Genomic DNA, 20,759 nt, shown 5'->3' with positions numbered 1-20,759 from the left:
TCCGGGGACCGCGGGCCGCGGCGTCCTTGCGGTTTCCCGGGGGAAGCCGCGAGGTAACCGGGGCCCGTTCTTCATACGAATCTACAAGACTCACGGCTTGGCCAGCCAACTCCTTCATGGTTTCGGTGACTGACCCCATGGGAGGAGCGGGCGGTGTACTTGCCCCACTCCGCGTTAACAGCACATGAACGAGCAGTCGAGAGGCCGGCGGCCCCCGTGGCCGGATCGATCGCCTCCACTCGGTTGTCGCGCCGCCGCCACCACCCGGAAGGCGGACGGCCGCGTCCCCCGGAAGACCGCGTCCGGCGTTCACGATCAGCAGCAGCGCCACCGGTCACGAAGCATCGCGTACCAGCACGGCGTACCGGCACCGCGTACGCACACCGAGCACGATGACGACGCACGATTACGAAGAGAGAGCCACTCATGGACTTCCTTCGCCCCGCCAGCTGGGAGGAGGCGCTCGCCGCGAAGGCCGAGCACCCCACGGCTGTGCCGATCGCGGGTGGCACCGATGTCATGGTCGAGATCAACTTCGACCACCGGCGTCCGGAGTACCTCCTGGACCTCAACCGCATCGGTGAGCTGCGGGAGTGGGAGGTCGGCGAGGACTCCGTCCGGCTCGGCGCCTCCGTTCCGTACACCCACATCATGGAGCACCTGCGCGCCGAGCTGCCCGGCCTCGCGCTCGCCTCGCACACCGTGGCGTCCCCGCAGATCCGCAACCGCGGCGGCGTCGGCGGCAACCTGGGCACCGCGTCCCCGGCCGGTGACGCCCATCCGGCGCTCCTCGCCGCGGGCGCCGAGGTCGAGGCGGAGTCCGTGCGCGGCACCCGGCTGATCCCGATCGACGACTTCTACACCGGGGTGAAGCGCAACGCGCTCGCCCCCGACGAGCTGATCAGGGCCGTGCACATCAAGAAGGCGGAGGGCCCGCAGCAGTACTCGAAGGTCGGCACCCGCAACGCGATGGTCATCGCCGTGTGCGCCTTCGGCATCGCGCTGCACCCCGCGAGCCGCACCGTGCGCACCGGCATCGGCTCGGCCGCCCCGACCCCGATCCGCGCGAAGGCCGCCGAGGACTTCCTGAACGCGGCGCTCGACGAGGGCGGCTTCTGGGACAGCAAGAAGATCATCACCCCGTCGGTCGCCAAGCAGTTCGCGGACCTGGTCTCCGGCGCCGCCAACCCGATCGACGACGTCCGGGGCACGGCGAGCTACCGCCGCCACGCCGTCGGCATCATGGCCCGCCGCACGCTCGGCTGGACCTGGGAGTCCTACCGCGGCGCGGGCCGCGGCACGGAGGGAGTCGCGTAATGCGTGTCAACTTCACGGTCAACGGCCGTCCGCAGGAAGCCGACGACGTGTGGGAGGGCGAGTCCCTGCTGTACGTGCTGCGCGAGCGGCTCGGTCTGCCCGGTTCGAAGAACGCCTGCGAGCAGGGCGAGTGCGGCTCCTGCACCGTCCGGCTCGACGGGGTGCCGGTGTGCGCCTGCCTGGTCGCGGCCGGACAGGTGGAGGGCCGCGAGGTCGTCACCGTCGAGGGCCTCGCGGACTTCGCCAAGCAGCGTGCGGAGCACGGCGGTTGCGCCACCGGCGCCAGCGGCTCCTGCGGGGTCTCCCTGGACCAGGCCAAGCGCTGGCAGGCCGGGTCCGCCGACTCCCAAGCCGGCGAGGGCGCCGAACTCTCGCCCGTCCAGCAGGCGTTCATCGACGCGGGCGCCGTCCAGTGCGGCTTCTGCACTCCGGGCCTGCTCGTCGCCGCCGACGAGATGCTGGAGCGCAACCCGGACCCGACGGACGCCGACATCCGCGAGGCCCTCTCCGGCAACCTGTGCCGCTGCACGGGCTACGAGAAGATCCTGGACGCGGTCCGCCTCGCCGCCGCGCGCCAGACCCAGGAGGTCTGAGGACATGGCCGACACCCGCACCACGGGCATCCCCGCCGACGTCACCCAGGGCTCGCAGACCAAGGGCGGCATCGGCGAGTCCACGCTCCGCCCGGACGGCATCCTCAAGGTCACCGGTGAGTTCGCGTACTCGTCCGACATGTGGCACGAGGACATGCTGTGGGGCCAGATCCTGCGCTCCCCGGTCGCGCACGCCGAGATCGTCTCCATCGACACCGGCGAGGCCCTGGCGACCGCGGGCGTCTACGCGGTCCTCACCCACGACGACCTGCCGACCGACGTGAAGAACTACGGCCTGGAGATCCAGGACACCCCGGTCCTCGCGCACGGCAAGGTCCGCCACCACGGCGAGCCGGTGGCCCTCGTGGCCGCCGACCACCCCGAGACCGCGCGCCGCGCCGCCGCCAAGATCAAGGTCGAGTACCGCGAGCTGCCCGTGATCACCGACGAGGCGAGCGCGACGGCGCCGGGCGCGGTCCTCGTCCACGAGGGGCGCGACGACCACCACGCGGGCCACGTCCCGCACCCGAACATCGTGCACCGCCAGCCGATCGTCCGCGGCGACGCGGCCGCGGCCGCGCGGCGGGCCGATGTGATCGTCACGGGCGACTACACCTTCGGCATGCAGGACCAGGCCTTCCTCGGCCCCGAGTCCGGCCTGGCCGTGCCCGGCGAGGACGGCGGCGTCGACCTGTACGTGGCCACCCAGTGGCTGCACTCGGACCTCAAGCAGATCGCCCCGGTCCTCGGCCTGCCCGAGGAGAAGGTCCGGATGACGCTCGCCGGGGTCGGCGGCGCGTTCGGCGGCCGCGAGGACCTGTCGATGCAGATCCACGCCTGCCTCCTGGCGCTGCGCACCGGCAAGCCGGTCAAGATCGTCTACAACCGCTTCGAGTCCTTCTTCGGGCACGTCCACCGCCACCCCGCCAAGCTCCACTACGAGCACGGGGCCACCAAGGACGGCAAGCTCACCCACATGAAGTGCCGGATCGTCCTGGACGGCGGCGCGTACGCCTCCGCGTCCCCGGCCGTGGTCGGCAACGCCTCCTCGCTGAGCGTCGGCCCGTACGTGATCGACGACGTGGACATCGAGGCCATCGCGCTCTACACCAACAACCCGCCCTGCGGCGCCATGCGCGGCTTCGGCGCGGTCCAGGCGTGCTTCGCGTACGAGGCACAGATGGACAAGCTGGCCGCGAAGCTCGGCCTGGACCCCGTCGAGTTCCGCAGGATCAACGCCATGGAGCAGGGCACGATCATGCCGACCGGGCAGCCGGTCGACTCGCCCGCCCCGGTGGCCGAACTCCTGCGCCGGGTCAAGGCGATGCCGCTGCCGCCGGAGCGCCAGTGGGAGACCACCGAGGGCGCGGACGTGCGCCAGCTGCCCGGCGGCCTGTCCAACACCACGCACGGCGAGGGCGTCGTCCGCGGCGTCGGCTACGCGGTCGGCATCAAGAACGTCGGCTTCTCCGAGGGCTTCGACGACTACTCGACGGCCCGGGTCCGCATGGAGGTCGTCGCGGGCGAGCCGGTCGTCACCGTGCACACCGCGATGGCCGAGGTCGGCCAGGGCGGCGTCACCGTGCACGCGCAGATCGCCCGCACCGAGCTGGGCGTCACCCAGGTGACCATCCACCCGGCCGACACCCAGGTGGGCAGCGCGGGCTCGACGTCCGCGTCCCGGCAGACGTACGTCACCGGCGGCGCGGTCAAGAACTCCTGCGAGGCCGTGCGCGAGCGAGTCCTTGAGCTGGGCCGCGCCAAGTTCGGCACGTACCACCCGGCGTGGGCCACCGCCGAACTCCTCCTGGAGGGCGGCAAGGTCGTCACCGACGGCGGCGAGGTCCTCGCCGACCTCGTGGACGTCCTGGAGGGCGAGGCCGTCGACGTCGAGCTGGAGTGGCGCCACCGGCCCACCGAGCCCTTCGACCTGCGCACCGGACAAGGCAACGGCCACGTCCAGTACTCCTTCGCCGCGCACCGCGCCGTCGTCGAGGTCGACACCGAGCTCGGCCTCGTCAAGGTCATCGAACTGGCCTGCGCGCAGGACGTCGGCAAGGCGCTCAACCCGCTCTCCGTCCTCGGCCAGATCCAGGGCGGCACCATCCAGGGCATGGGCATCGCGGTGATGGAGGAGATCGTCGTCGACCCCGAGACCGCGAAGGTCAGGAACCCGTCCTTCACGGACTACCTGCTCCCGACCATCCTCGACACGCCGACCATCCCGGTCGACGTGCTCGAACTCGCCGACGAGCACGCCCCGTACGGGCTGCGCGGCATCGGCGAGGCCCCGACCCTGTCGTCGACCCCGGCGGTCCTCGCCGCCATCCGCGACGCGACGGGGCTCGAACTGAACAGGACGCCGGTCCGTCCGGAGCACCTCACCGGAACCTGACCGGCCCCCCGCTCTCCGGGCGGTGTGTGCCTCCCAGGAACGTCACACTTCCCTCAGCCCACACCGCCCGGAGCCCGAAGTGCCGCGCCGCTCGCGGCCCCGCGCCCTTCGCGCGCCCCCGTTCGTCTCGGGCCGTCCCCCGGGTCGTGCAGCCAGTCACCATCCCAAATCCCGCGGTCTCCGCGGGTGCCCCTGTGAACCTTGGGAGTAGGCACCATGACCCAGCAGTCCCTGGAGCCCAAGACCACCGCGGAGGACGCGGGCCGCGGCTCGCGCGTCCCCGCCGGGCGGTCTTGGCTCGACCGGTACTTCCACATATCCCACCGGGGATCGACGGTCGCGCGTGAGGTGCGCGGCGGCATCACGACCTTCATGGCGATGGCGTACATCGTCCTGCTCAACCCGCTGATCCTGTCCGGCAAGGACGCCGCGGGCGACACGATGGGGCAGAAGGCCCTCATCACCGCGACGGCCTTCGCCGCGGCCGTCACCACCCTGCTCATGGGCTTCGTCGGCAAGGTGCCGCTCGCCCTGGCGGCCGGGCTCTCGGTGTCCGGGGTGATCGCCTCCCAGGTGGCGCCCGAGATGACCTGGCCGCAGGCCATGGGCATGTGCGTGATGTACGGCGCCGTGATCATGCTCCTGGTGGTCACCGGGCTCCGCGAGCTGATCATGAACGCGATCCCGCTCGCCCTCAAACACGGCATCACCATGGGCATCGGCCTGTTCATCGCCATCATCGGCCTGGTCAAGAGCGGCTTCGTCCACCAGGGCAAGGCGACCCCGCTCACCCTGGGTCCCACCGGTGAGCTGGCCGGGTGGCCCGTCCTGCTCTTCGCGGGCACGCTGCTGCTGATCTTCATGCTCCAGGCCCGCGAGACGCCCGGCGCGATCCTCATCGGCATCGTGACCGGCACGGTCGTGGCCGTCGCCCTGAACGCGCTGGACGTCATCGACCCGAAGCAGTGGGCCAACGGCGCTCCCGAACTGCACGGCGGCGCCGTCTCCACACCCGACTTCTCGCTCTTCGGGGACGTCGAGTTCGGCGGCTGGGGCGAGGTCGGCGCGATGACGGTCGGCATGATCGTCTTCACCCTGGTCCTCGCGGGCTTCTTCGACGCCATGGCCACGATCATCGGCGTCGGCACCGAGGCCGACCTCGCCGACGACAAGGGCCGCATGCCCGGCCTGTCCAAGGCCCTGTTCATCGACGGCGCGGGCGGCGCGATCGGCGGCGTCGCCGGCGGCTCCGGCCAGACCGTCTTCGTGGAGTCCGCGACGGGCGTGGGAGAGGGCGCCCGCACGGGCCTGGCCTCGGTCGTCACCGGTCTGTTCTTCGCCGCGTGCCTGTTCTTCACGCCGGTGACCGCGATCGTCCCGCAGGAGGTCGCGTCCGCCGCGCTCGTCGTCATCGGGGCGATGATGATGATGAACGCCCGGCACGTCGACTGGGCCGACCGAGCCACCGCGATCCCGGTCTTCCTGACCGTGGTCCTGATGCCCTTCACCTACACCATCACCACCGGTGTGGCCGCGGGCGTCATCAGCTGGGTCGCCATCAAGGTCGCCCAGGGCAAGGCACGGGAGATCGGGGCCTTCATGTGGGGCCTGACCGTGGTCTTCCTCGTGTACTTCGCCCTCAACCCGATAGAGAGCTGGCTGGGCGTCCACTAGGGGCGCACCGGCCCGACGTATGCGAACCCCAAGGAGACCGACATGCTGGACATCGCCGAGGAGCTGCACCGGTGGGTCGAGCAGGGGCGTGACTTCGCGGTGGCCACCGTGGTGGCGACCGGCGGCAGCGCGCCCCGGCAGCCCGGCGCCGCGCTCGCCGTCGACCGTGACGGCACGGCGATCGGCTCGGTCTCCGGCGGCTGTGTCGAAGGCGCCGTCTACGCGCTGTGCCAGCAGGCCCTGGAGGACGGCGAGAGCGTCGTCGAGCGCTTCGGCTACAGCGACGAGGACGCCTTCGCCGTGGGCCTGACCTGTGGCGGCGTCATCGACATCCTGATCACACCGGTCCGGGCGGACGCTCCCGCGCGGCCGGTGTTCGCCGCCGCGCTCGACGCCGCAGCCCGGGGCGGGGCGGCGGCGCTGGCGCGGGTCACCGCGGGCCCCGACGAGCTGCTCGGCCGCGCGCTGCTGGTGCGCGGCGACGACGGGGCCCGCGCCCACGAGGGCGGCCTCGGGGGCCACCCCGAGCTGGACCGGACGGTGGCGGGGGAGGCCCGCGCCCTGCTCGACGCCGGGCGCACGGGCACCGTGGAGATCGGCGCCGACGGCTCCCGCTGCGGGCAGCCCCTCACCGTCCTGGTCGAGTCGTCCGTGCCGCCGCCCCGGATGATCGTCTTCGGCGCGATCGACTTCGCCTCGGCGCTCGTCCGGGTCGGCAAGTTCCTCGGCTACCACGTGACCGTGTGCGACGCGCGGCCCGTCTTCGCGACCCGCGTCCGCTTTCCCGACGCCGACGAGATCGTGGTGCGCTGGCCGCACGAGTACCTCGCGGACACCGAGGTCGACGGCCGCACCGTGCTGTGCGTGCTCACCCACGACGCCAAGTTCGACGTGCCGCTGCTCCGTCTCGCGCTGCGCCTCCCGGTCGCGTACGTCGGCGCGATGGGCTCGCGCCGCACCCACCTGGACCGGGCGGCGCGGCTGCGCGAGGTCGGCGTCACGGACCTGGAGCTGGCCCGGCTGCGCTCCCCGATCGGCCTCGACCTCGGGGCGCGGACGCCCGAGGAGACCGCGCTGTCCATCGCGGCGGAGGTCGTGGCGAACCGCAGGGGAGGCGGCGGCCGCTCCCTGACGGGCGCCCACACCCCGATCCACCACGACGCTCCGCCGCCCCGCGGCATCACCTCGGTGGCGTGAGCCACGGCCCCGCGCGCCCTTCGTCGCGCCCGTGCCGCTCCGGTGGGTTTCGAAGGCCGGTGCTGGGCGTCACCATGGAGGCATGGATCCCCAACAGCACGACCGAGTCGATGAGTTGACGCGCGATCCGTATCCGCTGTACGCGCGCGCCCGGCGTGCGAAGGGGCTCACCTACGTGCCCGAGTTCGGTGCCTGGCTGGTGGCGCGGGACGCCGACGTGCGGGAGGTGCTGCGGCGGCCCGACGTGTTCTCGTCGGCGAACGCGGTCCGCGGAAGCGCCAGGCCCTCCCCGGCGGCGCTCGCGGTCCTCGCCGACGGCGACGGCTTCAGCCCCCGCGGCGGGGTGGTGGTCACCTCGGACGGCCTCGCCCACCAGCGGCTGCGCGCGCCGATCGTGCGCGGTCTCGGTCCGGCCCGGGTGGCGGCCGCGCTGCCCTTCGTGGCCGAGCGCGCCGAGGCCCTCGTCGACGCGTTCGCGGACAAGGGGCGCGTGGAGCTGATGGAGGCGTACGCCACGCGCCTGCCGGGCGAGGTGGTCGGGCACGTGCTCGGCTTCGATCCGGCCCACGTGCCGCTCGTGGTGCGGGCCGGGCACCGCACCGAGGCCCTGCTGTTCCGGCTCCTCAGCGAGGAGGAGCAGCTGGCGGCGGCGCACGACATGGTCGCGGTGAAGCGGCTCCTCGACGGCTATGTGCGCGACCGGTACGCCGCCCCGCGCGACGACCTGACCAGCGAGCTGGTCGCCTCCCTGGTCACGGCCGACGACGCGGAGGAGGGCGAGCCGGGGCTGCTCACGCTCGCCCAGCGCACCGAGCTCGTCGCCCATCTGAACAACTTCCTGCTCGCCGGGCACCTGACCACGACCGCCCTCATCGGCACGGCGTTCCTGCACCTGCTGAGCAACCCCGACCAGTGGCGGATGGTGTGCGAGGAGCCGGAGCGGATGATCCCGGCCGCCATCGAGGAGACGGCCCGCTTCGACACCGCGCTCCAGGCGTTCCGGCGCGTCACCACGCGGCCCGCGACGCTCGCGGGCACCGAGCTGCCCGCGGGCGCCGAGCTCCTGGTCGCGTTCGGCGCGGCCGGGCGCGACGACGCGCGCTATCCCCGCCCCGACGTCTTCGACATCACCCGGCCCGCCGCCGCCCGGCACGTGGCCTTCGGCCTCGGCGCCCACGCCTGCCCCGGGGCCCTGCTGGCCCGGGAGCAGGTGCGGCTGACCCTGGAGCTGTTCACGCGCCGCTTCCCGGGCCTGCGGATCGCCCCCGACGCGCCCGAGGTCACCATGCGGCCCTCGCTCATCCACCGCGCCCCGGAGGCCCTGCACCTCACCTGGTGAGGCGGGCCGTCAGCGGTAGACCTTGCCCGGCTCGGCCTTGCCCGGCGCGAGGAGCTGGGGCACGGTGACGAAGACGTAGCCGCGCTTCTTCAGCTCGGCGATGATGCCGGGCACCGCGGGCACCGTGCCCTTGTAGATGTCGTGCAGCAGGATGATGCCGTCGCGGCCGGACTGTTCGAGCACGCGCTTCTCGATCAGCGCGGAGTCCTCGGTCGTGTAGTCCTTCGCCGTCACCGTCCACAGGATCTCGGCCAGGCCGAGTTCGCGGGAGAGCTTGTTGACGGTGTCGTTCGTGCGGCCCTGCGGGGGCCGCATCAGCGTCGGCTTCTTGCCGATGAGCTTCTCGATCGCCTTGTTCGGGCGCTCCAGCTCGGCCCGCGCCTCCGCGGGCTTGATCTTGGTGAGGATCTTGTGCGACCAGGTGTGGCTCGCGACCTCGTGGCCCTCGGCGTCCATCTGCTTGACCAGCTCGGGGTACTTCTCGATGTGGTTCTTGCCGAGCGTGAAGAAGGTCGCGGGCACCTTCTCCTTCTTGAGGATCTTCAGCAGCCGCGGGGTGTTCTCGCTGGGGCCCGCGTCGAAGGTCAGCGCGATGCACTTGGCCTTGCGGCAGTCCACGGTGCCGAACGCCGCCCGGTCTTTGCCCTTCGCATCCGCAGCGCCCTTGCGGACGGTGCTCGGGGAGACCGTGTCGAGCTTGGTGCAGCCGGTGAGGGCGAGGGTGGCGGCCAGGCCTGCGACGAGCGCGGCACCGCCGAACCTGGTGCGCGGAAGCAACTTCTTCCCTGTCTTCGTCATCTTGCTGGTCGGCATAACTATCGGACGCATGCGCGCACTATACATGCCGTGTATACGTCCCGTTCATAGCGCCTCGGGAGCCCGATGAGCGGGACGTTCGCACCGCGCGTCCACCGTACGCGCCTCGCGCCGCCGGGACGTGCCGCCGGACCGCCCCCGGTCGCACCTGTGAAGGGTGGGACGGCAGGGGCGCCCGGGTCTGCTGTGGATGGCCGGTAGTCGGCGCAATCTCATCTGGCGGCACGGCCGCGTCGCACCGCAGCATGGCGAGTTGCCCGCGACCTCGCCAGGGGGCCGCGGGTGTGCGAAACGGGGGAACCACCATGCCAGGGACAGGACTGTCATCAGCCATGCCCGCACGCGGGCGGGGCACGTCGAAACGGGGGGCGCCCCGCCAGGAGCTCCGGCAGGAACTGCGCCGGGGATGCGGGCCCGACGGGGAGGCGGCGCCACCGCACGACGAAGGAGCATCCCTTCAGCAGGGCAGGGGGGTGCTCGTGGGAGCCTTCGCCCTGCTCGATGCGTTGCGTCGCCGCGGCGGCGAGGCCGGCCTCACCGAACTCGCCCTCGCCTGCGCCCTGCCCAAGGGCAGCGCGCACCGCCTCCTGGACCAGCTCGGCCTGCTCGGCGCCGTGGAACGCAGAGGCAACCGCTACGCCGTCGGGCCGCAGCTCTTCCGGCTCGGCCAGGCCTGGCAGCCCTACCCGGGGCTGCGCGCCGCGTCCCGCATCCCGCTGCACCGGCTGCGCGCCGCCACCGGCGCCAGCGTCGTGCTCACCGTGCTGCGCGACGAGCTCGCCCTGACCGTGGCCTCGGTGCCCGGCCGCGTCGAGGGCCTGGTGCCGGTGCGCAACGGCATGAGCTTCCCGCTGGACACGGCCGCCGGGCGGGTCTTCACCGACGGCCCGCGCGGCCCGCTCCTGGAGCGCGAGGAGGTCCAGGAGGGCGTGTCCTGCGTCGCCGTGCCCGTGCGGGCGCCGGACGGGCACACCGTCGCGGCCCTCGCCGCCGTGGTGCCCGCGCGCCAGCAGCTCGCCCAGGTCGCGGCCGAGACGGCCGCCGCGTCCGCGGCCATCGAGAGCAGGCTGACCCGGATGCCGCCGCGCGAGGCGGCGGCCCGCTCGGCCATGCTCCTGTACTGAATTCCCGCTCCCGCAAACGGGGGCCGCGCGGGTGTTCCGGTGAGCGGAACTCCCGTAGCGCGGCCCCCGTCGCATTCGTCATGGTGAGGTCACCCGGAGGCCGGGGAAAAGCCGACCGCATTCGGGGAAGGGCGCCGCGGGCGGGCCGCCGCCGGACGCCGGACGAACGCCTGCGGAACGAATCTGGGGGAATCCATGGACGGTGTCGAAGGCCCGGAGATCATCATCTGGGACATCACGTACGCGTGTCCGCTGCGCTGCGTCCACTGCTATTCCGAATCCGGCCGAAGGCCCGCACGGCACCTGCGCTCGGCCGCGGAGGGCCTGCGCGTCGCCGACGCGCTCCTCGCCCTGAAGCCCCGCGTGGTGTCCCTCGCCGGCGGCGAGCCGCTGCTCATCAAGAACCTCCTGGACATCGCCGGGAAGCTCGCCGCCGCGTCCGTCTCCACCTGCCTGTACACCAGCGGCTGGCTGTTCGACGAGGCCCTGCCCGACCGGCTCGCCGAGGTCTTCAGCCAGATCACGGTCAGCGTCGACGGGGCCCGCAAGGAGACGCACGACCGGGTGCGCGGGCGCGCCGGATCCTTCGACCGCGCCCTGACGGCACTCGGCCATCTCGACGCGGCGGCCGCGCGCCGTGCCGCCGCCGGCCCCGGACCGCTGAATTTCACTTCCGAATACGTGGTCCTGCGCAGCAACATAGGCGAGCTGGAGGACTTCGTACGCCTCATGGCGCGGCGCTTCCCGCGTCTTGGCAGCATCACCTTCAACGCCGCCGCGCCCGCCGGACTCGGCAGCGGAGTGGAATTCGGCGAGACGGAACTGCTGTTCGACGAGCAGCTGGAACACCTGGTCTCCGCGGAATTCCGCCAGCGCCTCCAGGACATCGCGGGCCCGGACATCCGCGTCTTCACCACCGACAACCTCGGCCTCGTCATGCCGCCCGACCCGCGCCTGCCGCGCGACGGCTCCCACGTGATGCAGGTCGAGCCCGACGGCGAGGTGCGCTGGATGCCCGTGTACGAGGGCTCCGTCGGCAACCTCCTGCACGACGACCCGCACGCGATCTGGGCCCGCGCCAAGGAGCGCTGGGCCGACCCGGACGTCCTCGGCGTCCTGGAGCCGGTGCGCACCGTGCGCGAGTGGGCCCGCGCGGTCCGGCTGCTCAACGACCGGTTCGCCTCGGACGCGGACCGCGAGCGCCTGGAGAAGCGCAAGGCGCCGGTGCCGGTCGCCCTCACGGCCAGGCCCTCGTGAGGGCACAGGGGCCCGCCCCGGCGGCGCCCGCCCCGCCCGCGCCCCCGCCGTCGTGGCCGTCGCCGCCGATGATGACGCCGGAGGACTTCCACCGCTTCTCGCTCGCCGACCCCGACTTCTTCGAACGCCCCGAGCTGCTCGCCGACGACGCCGACCGGTTCGCGGCCGCCCGCCTCGACGCACCGCCCGGCTGGCGGCGGACCGCGTCCGACTGGTGGATCCAGCTGCGGCCCGCACGCCTCACGCTGCCCGCCGAGGGCTGGCTCGTCCACGTCTCCGTCGGCCTCGCGGACCTGGAGAAGGCCGTCGAGATCGTCTGGGGCCACTGCGTGGAGCGCGGTGTCCCCTTCGACTTCGTGCGCGGCACCACCACCGCCCGCGAGGTCAACGGCGACAGCGCCGACCGCTTCGGCTGCGGCAGGCTCATCACCCTCTACGCCGTCGACGACGCCGTCCTCACCGGCACGCTCACCGACCTCGCCGCCTTGCTGCACGGCCTGTCCGGGCCCCGCGTGCTCGGCGCCCTCGCCCACCGCCACGGGCCGCTGCACGTGCGCCACGCCCCGTACGAAGGACCGGCGCGGCCCGGCACCGCCGTCTTCGCGCCGCCCCAGGACCGGCCGCTGCCCCGGATCCTCGCCGACGACCTCGCCGCGCAGCACGCCACCCCCGCCGACGACTTCCCCTACCGGGTGCGCAGCGCCCTGCGGCTCGGCTGCGGCGGCGGCACCTACCTCGCCCGCACCGGCCCGGGCGACGGCCGCACCGTCGTCCTCAAGGAGGCCCGCCCCGGCGCCGGGCTCGACCGCGACGGGGCCGACGCCGTCACCCGCCTCGCCCGCGAACACGCGAACCTGGAACACCTCGCGGGTCTCGACTGCGTCCCGGTGCCGGGGCGCTACCGCACCGCCCAGGGGCACCACTTCCTCGAACGGGAGTACATCGAGGGCACCAACCTGTTCGCCGAGAGCCTCCAACTGCCCCTGGGTGTCGAGGAGTACGCGCGCCGCGAAGCGCCCGGCTACGCCCGCTGGGCCCACGACGTCCTGGAACACCTGGCCCGCGCCCTCGACGCCCTTCGCGAACGGGGCCTGCGCCTGGGCGAGTTGAAGCCCCACAACGTCATCCTGCGGCCGAGCGGCGAGGTCGTCCTGGTCGACCTCGCCTCCGCCACCGCCCTCGACGACGACCGGCCGCCCGCGCACGGCGACCCCGGCCACACCGTGCCCCCGGGACTCACCGCCGCGCAGGCCCACGCGTATCTGCTGAACCGCGTGCGCGTGGCACTGCTGCTGCCCGTCGACCTCGACGACCCGGTCAAGGTCCCCACCGTCGTCGCCGCCCTGTCCCGGCACTATCCGCTGCCGCCCGGCCAGGGCGAGCGGATCCTCGCCGGACTCCTGCCCCAGGGGCGGCCGCAACGGCCCGACACGGCGGGCGAGTTGTTCGCCGCCGAGCCGTTCGACTGGCCCCGCGTCCGGGACGCGCTGGTCCGCGGCATCCACCGCTCGGCCACGCCCGAGCGCGCCGACCGGCTCTTCCCGGGCACACCCACCGGGCCCCGGGCGCTCGGCGGCGCCGCGTTCGGGTACGGCGCGGCCGGGGTGCTCTACGCCCTGCACCGGGCGGGCGCCGAGGTCCCCGACCGCTACGCGCGCTGGCTGACCGACGCCGCGCGCGCCGTCACCGACCCGCCGCCCGGCCTGTACGACGGGCTGCACGGCGTGGCGTACACCCTGGACCTGCTCGGCCGCCGCGACGAGGCGCTCGCCGTGCTCGACCGGTGCGTGACCCCGCCGGGGCCCGATCTGTACGGCGGGCGCGCGGGCGCCGCCCTGAACCTGCTGCACTTCGCCGCCGCCACCGGCGAGCGGCGCTTCGAGGACGAGGCCCTGCGCCTCGCTGAGACGCTCGCCGCCGAGCCGCCCGCGCCCCGGCAGCCCGCCCGGCCCGACCGGTACGAGCCCGTCGGCCTGCTGCACGGCCCGACCGGCGTCGCCGCGCTCTTCTGCCGCCTGCACGAGCACACCGGCGACCCGCGCCACCTCGACCTGGCCGAGCGGCACCTGGCACACGACCTCGCCCGGTGCGTGACCGCGCCCGACGGCGGCGTCCAACTGCGGCACGCCACCACGATGCTGCCCTATCTGCACGGCGGCAGCTGGGGCCTCGCGGCCGTGCTCCCGCATCTGCTGCGCCACCGCCCCGACGACACCCGGGCGGCGCTCCTGAGCGGCGTCCACCGCACCTGCGGCACCGTCTACGTACGGTTCCCCGGGCTGCTCAGGGGCCGGGCGGGCGCGATCGCCACGCTCGCGGCGGCCCACCACGGGGCCCCGGCGCACGACGACGCCGCGGCGCACCGGACCGCCCTGGAGACCCAGATCCGCCTGCTCTCCTGGCACGCCCGCACCTGGCAGGGCGCGCTCGCCTTCCCGGGGCTGCGGATGCCCCGGCTCTCCATGGACTTGGCCACCGGCTCCGCCGGTGTCCTGCTCGCCCTGGCCGCGGCCTTCGAAGGAGCCCTTGTCCTGCCGCACCTCCAGCCGTGGCCGGCCCGCACGACCGGACGTACGAGAGGAGGTGAACCCCATGACCGACATCCTCGAACTCCAGGAGCTTGAGGAGGAGACCCTGTCGCTGTGGCCCTGTAATTCCGGCAGCAGCAAGAGCGGTTTCGCGTTCCTCTGAGCGTCACGGCGCTCCTGAGAGGGTCGAGCGGCCGGCGGTGACGCCCTGGCCGCGGCCGCTCGACTCCCGCCCCGCACGGAAGGATCCGAGCCATGAGCCACCCCGGCGCCGCCCCGCTGTTCGCCGACGGGCTTGAACACTTCGACGACGAGGCGACGTGGTTCGCCCGCACCCGCGCCCCCGCGCCGGACGGCTGGGAGCGCGCCGAGCAGGGCCCCTGGGTCAACCTCCAGGCCGTCGGCACCCGGCTGCCCCGGCAGGGCTGGAAGGTGCACGCGTCGGCGACCCCGGCGGACGCCGAGCGCGTCGTCGACACCGTCGCCGACTACTGCCTCGCCCACGGCATCGCCTTCAAGTTCCTGCGCGGCACCGCGATCCTGCGGCAGGTCAACGGCAAGCCCGCCGCCCGCTCCGCCGGCGGCAAGCTCGTCACCCTCTACCCCGCGACCGACACCGTCCTCGAACTCGCCCTCAAGGAGCTCTCGGCGCTCCTGCACGGCGTCGAGGGCCCCTACGTCCTCAACGACCTGCGCTGGGGCCCCGGCCCGCTGTACCTGCGCTACGGCGGCTTCGAGGAGCGCTACTGCTTCTCGCCCGAGGGCGCGTACGTGGCGGCCGTGGCCCGGCCCGACGGCGTCCTCGTGCCGGACACGCGCGGCGCCTCGTTCAAGGTGCCCCCGTGGGTGGAGGTCCCCGCGTTCGTGCAGGCGCAGATCGACGCCGCGCGGGCGGAGCGCACCGGTGACTTCCCGTACCGCGTGGAGAAGGTGCTCCTGTTCAGCAACGGCGGCGGGGTCTACCGCGCCGTGGAGTCGGCGACGGGCCGCACGGTGGTCCTGCGCGAGGCCCGCCCGCACGCCGGGCTCGACCTGGACGGCACCGACGCGGTGACCCGCCTCGCCCGCGAGCACGCCATGCTGGAACGCCTCGACGACCTGCCCTGCGCCCCGAAGACGTACGGCCGCGTCCGCCACTGGGAACACCACTTCCTGGTGCAGGAGTTCATCGAGGGCGAGCCCCTGCACGAGGCGATCGGCCGCCGCCACCCGCTGCTGCGGCCCGCCCCCACCGAGGACGAGCGCGCCGCCTACGCCGCCTGGGCCGACATCACGTACACGCGCGTCGAGCGGGCCCTGGCCGCGCTGCACGCGCGCGGCATCGTCTTCGGCGACCTGAAGCCCGGCAACATCATGGTCCGCCCCGACGGCTCCGTCTGCCTCGTCGACTTCGAGACCGCCCGGCACATCGGCGACGCCGTGCGCCCGGCCCTGGCCACCGAGGGGTTCAGCGCCCCCTGGGCGCGCTCCGGGTTCGCCGCCGACGACCACGCCCTCGCCTGCGTCCGGCTCGCGCTGCACCTGCCGCTCACCGAACTGCTGCGGTTCGCGCCCGGAGAGCCCGCCAAGCACGAGCAGCTCGTCGCGGCGGCCGAGCGCCGCTTCCCGGTGCCCGCCGACTTCGGCCCCTCGCTGCGCCGCGCGCTCGCGCCCCCCGTGCAGGAGGACGCGCCCCGGCCCGCCTGGCCGCAGGCCCCGCAGGACTGGGACGCCCTCCTCGACGGGATGCGCGACGCGATCGTCGACAGCGCGACACCCGGCCGCGCGGACCGGCTCTTCCCCGGCGACGTACGGCAGTTGGAGCACCAGGGCGCCGCGCTCGCCTTCGGGGCCGCCGGGGTGCTGCACGCGCTGCGCGTCACCGGCCGCGACGACCACCCGGCCTTCGCGGAGCACACCGACTGGCTGGTCGCGGCCGCCCGCCGCGCCCGGTGGCCGCGCCCCGGCCTGTACGACGGCGTGGCGGGCGTCGCCTGCGTCCTCGACGAACTCGGCCTGCGCGAGGAGGCGCTGGCCGCCCTCGACGGCCTGAAGGACGTCGAGCCGCACCGGTGCGGCCCCGGCCTCTTCGGCGGACTCGCCGGCATCGGGCTCACCCTGCTGCGCTTCGGCGCGGACGCGCCCGGCCTCGGCACGAGGACGCGGGGGGCCGGGGGAGCGATGGCGATCGGCCGGGAGCTGGTCCACCGCCTCGGCGCCGACCCCGGCGCGAGAGGCCTGATGCACGGCTGGTCGGGCCCCGCCCTGCTCTTCACCCGCCTGTACGAGGCCACGGGCGACCCCTCCTGGCTGCGGCACGCCGAGACGGCCCTCGCGCGGGACGCCGGCCGCCTCGGCGTGCCGCGCGGGCCCCGCCTCCAGCTCAGGAGCGGCCCGCACTGGGTGACCGGCCTCGAACGCGGCAGCGCGGGCATCGGCCTCGCCCTCGACGTGTATCTGCGGGTCCGCCACGACCCCCACCTGGCCGGGGTCCGCGACCGGATCCGCGACGGCCTGGACACCGAACTCCTCCTGGACGGCGGCCTTCTGACCGGCCAGGCGGGCGTCCTGTACGCCTGCGCCCACCTGGGCGCGCCCACCGCGGCGCACCTCGACGCGCTCGCCCTGCACGCGGTGCGCTTCCGGGGCCGCCCCGCCTTCGCCCTCGACGGCCGGCTGCGCCTGTCGATGGACCTCGCCACCGGCACCGCGGGCGTGCTGCTCGCCGTGCACGCCGCGCGCACCGGTGCGGCGCCGGACGCCCTGCCGTTCCTGGCCCCGGCCCCCGGCCGCCCGTGACCGCCGCCGAGAGCCCGCCCGCCGCGCCCCACCGGCTGCTGCGCAACCGCGACTTCCAGCTGCTGCTGTGGGGGCAGGGCCTGTCCGTCCTCGGCTCCGGCGCCGCCGCCCTCACCCTGCCGCTGCTGGTCCTCGCCGAGACCGGCTCGCCGCTGCGGGTCGGCCTGGTCGAGGCGGTGTGGACCGGCGCCGTCGCCGTGGCGTGCCTGGTGGCGGGCCCCCTCACCGACCGCTACGACCGGCGCGCGGTCATGCTCCGGTGCGAGTACGGCCGCGTCGTGGTCAGCGCCGCCTTCGCCGCCGCCATCGCCCTCGGCCGCGCCCCGCTGCCGGTGCTCCTGGGCGCCGGGGTGCTGCTCGGCCTGTTCACCGCGCCGTTCAGCACGGCCGGGCTCGCCTCCGTGCAGAAGGTCGTCCCGCGGAGCAGACTCGCCGCCGCGCTCACCCTCAGCCGCGTCCGCGGCCAGCTCGCCGGGCTGCTCGGGCCGCTCGCGGGCGGCGCCCTCTTCGCCCTCGACCCGAGCCTGCCGTACTGGCTCAACGCGCTGTCCTTCCTGGTCTCCGCGGCCACCGTGCACGCCCTGCGCACCCCGCTCGACGCCGTGGAACGGGCCGGGCCGCGCTGGTGGCGGGCGTTCGTCGAAGGCGTCCGCTTCCTCTGGCGCGACCGGGTGCTCCGCCGGCTCACCCTGATCGCCTCTGCGCAGAACTTCGCCGTCGACGGCGTCGCCCTCACCGTCGTCGTGGTCAGCGGCCGGCACGGCACGTCCAGCCTCACCATCGGCCTGTTGTACGACTTCTGGGCCGCCGGGGCGCTCGTCGGGGCCCTGCTCGCGCCGCGCCTCGTCGACCGGGTGCCGTACCGGACCGTGCTCCTGGCGTGCGGGGCGGTGTGCTCCCTCGTGGTGCCGCTGATGGCGGTGAGCGCCGCTCCCGCCGCCCTCGCCCCGCTGCTCGCCGCCTGCGCGGCCGCCGTCTCGCTGTCGGGCTCGGTCATGACGTACGCCCAGGTCGTGCGCACCCCCGACACGCTCCAGGGGCGGGTGCACGGCGGCGTCGCGCTGCTCCTGCTCGCGGCGCCGCCGCTCGGCTCCGCGCTCGCGGGCCTGCTCCTCGAACGGTTCCCGGACGAGGTGCCCTATCTGGCCTTCGGCGCGCTGCTCCTGCTCCTCACCGCCGTCACGTCGCAGACGTCCCCGACGTCGACGCTCTCGCCGCGCTCGGCGTAGACCTCGGTGAGCCCGACGACCCGCCCCCGCGGCGTCGCGCAGGTGAGCTGGTACGCCTCCTTCTCGCCGTACGTGGCCGGGAGCGGCGCGGCGAAGTCGACGCGCCCGCTCCAGTCGTCGACGGCGCCCGGGTCGGCCTGCGCGTAGTTGACGAGGACCGCGCGGTACTCACCGGGCGGCGGGTCGAGGAGGACGGCGCGGGCGGACGTCTCGCCGCTGGTGTCCGAGGCGACGGGCCTGCCGGAGGCGTCGTACAGATACAGGTCCCAGTGCGTGCGCGGCGACGTCCAGGACACGCCGACGGTCATCCTGCCGTTGTCCGCCTCGGGAGGCCCGGCGACGCGGAACGTGAAGCTCTCCGCCGCCGGGTCCTCGGGGTAGCGCTCGTTGACCGGGGGCACGCCCGGCGGGTTGGCGGCGGCGACGGCGTCCTGCGGCGGCCCCTGCGGGTCGCGCCCGTACCGTCCGGCGGCGTACGGCCGCGTCGAGGGGTTCACCGCCCACCGGAACCGCCCGCCCGGCGCGGTGAGTTCCGTGGTGAGGTCGTCCCGCACGGACAGCGGCGGCGTCGTCGAACCGTCCGGCTGGAGCACCGGCGAGGTCGGCGTCCGGAACGTCTTGTGCAGCGTCAGGCGGTGACCCGCGGGCGCCCGGCCGGTCAGGGTCGCGTGCGTGGCCGGGTCCGCGGCGTGCGCGAGGACGGTGAGCAGGGCCCCGCGGTTGCCGCCCCTGCCCGCCCCCGCCGCCGGGGGCAGACCCGCGTACTCGGCGACCACGGCCTCGGCGTAGGGGCCGTGGAAGCCGCTGCCCGCCAGCTCGACGGTGAGGCCCCAGCCGCCGGTCGCCCAGTACGACCAGTCCTCGGTGGAGCCGGTGTTGTCGTACAGCTCCCAGCTCGCCCGCGACGGATAGCCGGTGCGGGCGGCGAGGGCGGCGCCGAGCCTGCGGTACGCGGGCTCGTCGAGCGGCGGCCGGGTGGAGACGAGGCCGGGCGGACGCAGCACGAGGGCGGCCGGGGTGTGCAGCGTGGTCAGGTTCGTCACCTGGCGCGCGGACACCAGGGCGCGGACGTTGCGCACCTCGGGCTCGCTGAAGGGTGCGGGGCCGCGGTAGGTGTCGCCGTTCCAGGTGAGCCCGGCGCCGGGGCCGCCCCAGAAGCCGCCGTAGTTGCGGTTGGGGTCGGTGCCCCGCGCGCGGCCCGCCGGGTTGGCGGCGCACGTGCCGGTCGCGTACTCGGGCGGCGAGTCCCGCACGCTGCAGTTCTTGCGCTTGGTCTCGTAGTCGAAGCGGGACTGGTCGCCCCGGGGCACGGCCTCGCGGGACACGGCGAAGCCGTCGGGGCTGACGACGGGCACGACGACGTTGCGCGTGCGCGCGACGAGCCGCCGCACGGCCGCGTCGTGGGCGTAGCCGCCGACCAGGTCGTACGCCCACTCCAGGGCGACCTCCCCGCTCGGCCACTCGCGGGCGTGGTGCACGCCCAGGGTGAGGTTCACGGGCTTGCCGTCGCCGTGGCGCACGTCCGTGCCGATCTCGACGCCGACGACGTCCCGGCCCTCCCACGTCGGTTCGGGGAGCGTGAACGCCCGGACGAGGCGCGGGTGGGCGCGGGCCAGCTCCTTCATCTCGAACTCGTAGTCGTACAGGTGCCGGTAGCCGGTGCGCCCGGAGGGCAGCGGGGAGCGCGCGGTGCGCGCCGCGTACGCCCGGTCCGCGCGGGCGTCCGCGGCCGCCTGCCGGGCGAGGTCGCGCCGGACGACCCGCCAGGTCAGGCCCGCGCGGGTCAGCGCGGCCCGGTCGGCGGCGCCGGCGAGCACGACGTCCAGGCCGTGCGCGTCGCCCCCGCCGGTGACGTCGAGGCCGAGCCGGGCGAGGCGCTCGCGGTCTGCCCGGCCGGGCGTGCGGACGCGGACGAGCCGGGGCGGGGCCGCGGCGGTCGGCCCGGCGCGGCCGCCGTCGAGCGGCGGCACCGGCTGCCCGGCCGCGGGCGTCCCCGGCGGCGTGGCCAGGAAGTCGAGCCCGAGCCGCACCTCGCGTGCGGGGCCGCCGTAGCGGCAGCCCTGCACCACGAGCCGCTGTCCGCGCTCGACGAAGCCCTCGGCCAGCTCGCGGGAGCGCGGGGCCGCCGACGCGGCGACGACCCTGCCCGTGTCCCGGTCGAACACGGCCAGGTCCCAGTCGCCCGCGGGCCGCCCGCCGGGGGTCAGGCGCGCCTGGACGATCCCGGTCACGTCCGCGGTCACCTCGCGCCGGTCGGCGCCCGCGGCCCCGGGCGGCAGCGGCCGCGCGAAACAGGACCGGGCCACGGACCGGTCCGCCCGCAGCGCGTCCGCGGGCGCCGCCCGCGCGGCGCCCCCGGACGGCACGGTGAGGACCGCCGCCACGACCGCGAGCACGGCGGCGCCGACGGCCGCTCTTCCCGAACTCCCCACGCTGTCCCACCCCTTCGGATCGAGGACGACGGCCCTGACCGTGCGCGGCGCCGCCGGCAGGAGCAGGGTCCCACCGCGGG

At 74.6% G+C, this 20,759-nt stretch carries 13 protein-coding genes; 11 read left to right on the top strand and 2 right to left on the bottom strand.

Annotated features, from left to right (window positions below):
* Positions 1–426: 426 nt before the first annotated feature.
* From AC5WAM_RS10230 to AC5WAM_RS10205, 6 genes are all read left to right on the top strand, one after another.
* Positions 427–1,317: an FAD binding domain-containing protein gene (locus AC5WAM_RS10230; protein ID WP_366795825.1), complete on the top strand. Its 891-nt coding sequence runs from the start codon at positions 427–429 to the stop codon at positions 1,315–1,317.
* On the top strand, positions 1,317–1,910 hold the full coding sequence (locus tag AC5WAM_RS10225; RefSeq protein ID WP_366795826.1) for a (2Fe-2S)-binding protein: 594 nt from the start codon (positions 1,317–1,319) through the stop codon (positions 1,908–1,910). Before AC5WAM_RS10230 ends, AC5WAM_RS10225 begins: the two co-directional genes overlap by 1 nt.
* 4 nt (positions 1,911–1,914) lie before the next feature.
* Entirely contained in the window at positions 1,915–4,305 is a 2,391-nt protein-coding gene (locus AC5WAM_RS10220; protein WP_366795827.1) for a xanthine dehydrogenase family protein molybdopterin-binding subunit, read from the top strand.
* A gap of 216 nt (positions 4,306–4,521) precedes the next feature.
* Positions 4,522–5,979: an NCS2 family permease gene (locus tag AC5WAM_RS10215; protein ID WP_366795828.1), complete on the top strand. Its 1,458-nt coding sequence runs from the start codon at positions 4,522–4,524 to the stop codon at positions 5,977–5,979.
* A gap of 42 nt (positions 5,980–6,021) precedes the next feature.
* On the top strand, positions 6,022–7,176 hold the full coding sequence (locus tag AC5WAM_RS10210; RefSeq protein WP_366795829.1) for an XdhC family protein: 1,155 nt from the start codon (positions 6,022–6,024) through the stop codon (positions 7,174–7,176).
* 82 nt (positions 7,177–7,258) lie between these two features.
* Positions 7,259–8,515, top strand: coding sequence for a cytochrome P450 (locus AC5WAM_RS10205; protein ID WP_495522392.1), 1,257 nt, complete (start codon positions 7,259–7,261; stop codon positions 8,513–8,515).
* A gap of 9 nt (positions 8,516–8,524) precedes the next feature.
* On the opposite strand, the gene AC5WAM_RS10200 is transcribed toward AC5WAM_RS10205, so the two are convergent.
* A complete protein-coding gene (locus AC5WAM_RS10200) occupies positions 8,525–9,313 on the bottom strand; it encodes a polysaccharide deacetylase family protein (RefSeq protein ID WP_366795841.1) in 789 nt (262 codons plus the stop codon).
* A 497-nt stretch (positions 9,314–9,810) separates the two neighbouring features.
* On the opposite strand from AC5WAM_RS10200, the gene AC5WAM_RS10195 reads away from it, so the two are divergent.
* From AC5WAM_RS10195 to AC5WAM_RS10175, 5 genes are all read left to right on the top strand, one after another.
* Positions 9,811–10,455: a helix-turn-helix domain-containing protein gene (locus tag AC5WAM_RS10195; protein WP_249401947.1), complete on the top strand. Its 645-nt coding sequence runs from the start codon at positions 9,811–9,813 to the stop codon at positions 10,453–10,455.
* Positions 10,456–10,650: 195 nt separating this feature from the next.
* Positions 10,651–11,712 carry a radical SAM protein gene (locus tag AC5WAM_RS10190; protein ID WP_495522391.1) on the top strand — a complete coding sequence of 354 codons (1,062 nt, stop codon included), beginning with the start codon at positions 10,651–10,653 and terminating at the stop codon, positions 11,710–11,712.
* Between the two features lie 68 nt (positions 11,713–11,780).
* The gene (locus tag AC5WAM_RS10185; RefSeq protein WP_495522390.1) at positions 11,781–14,336 is read left to right on the top strand and encodes a class III lanthionine synthetase LanKC N-terminal domain-containing protein; all 2,556 of its coding nucleotides are present in this window, start codon (positions 11,781–11,783) and stop codon (positions 14,334–14,336) included.
* A gap of 159 nt (positions 14,337–14,495) precedes the next feature.
* On the top strand, positions 14,496–17,018 hold the full coding sequence (gene lanKC / locus AC5WAM_RS10180) for a class III lanthionine synthetase LanKC (protein WP_495522389.1): 2,523 nt from the start codon (positions 14,496–14,498) through the stop codon (positions 17,016–17,018).
* The gene (locus tag AC5WAM_RS10175; RefSeq protein WP_495522388.1) at positions 17,015–18,247 is read left to right on the top strand and encodes an MFS transporter; all 1,233 of its coding nucleotides are present in this window, start codon (positions 17,015–17,017) and stop codon (positions 18,245–18,247) included. Before lanKC ends, AC5WAM_RS10175 begins: the two co-directional genes overlap by 4 nt.
* On the opposite strand, the gene AC5WAM_RS10170 is transcribed toward AC5WAM_RS10175, so the two are convergent.
* Positions 18,157–20,679 carry a M14 family zinc carboxypeptidase gene (locus AC5WAM_RS10170; RefSeq protein WP_495522387.1) on the bottom strand — a complete coding sequence of 841 codons (2,523 nt, stop codon included), beginning with the start codon at positions 20,677–20,679 and terminating at the stop codon, positions 18,157–18,159. The genes AC5WAM_RS10175 and AC5WAM_RS10170 overlap by 91 nt on opposite strands.
* Positions 20,680–20,759 lie beyond the last annotated feature (80 nt).

It is taken from the genome of Streptomyces sp. JLYT201 (genome assembly GCF_059448825.1).
This window is presented reverse-complemented; position numbering and strand designations above follow the sequence as displayed.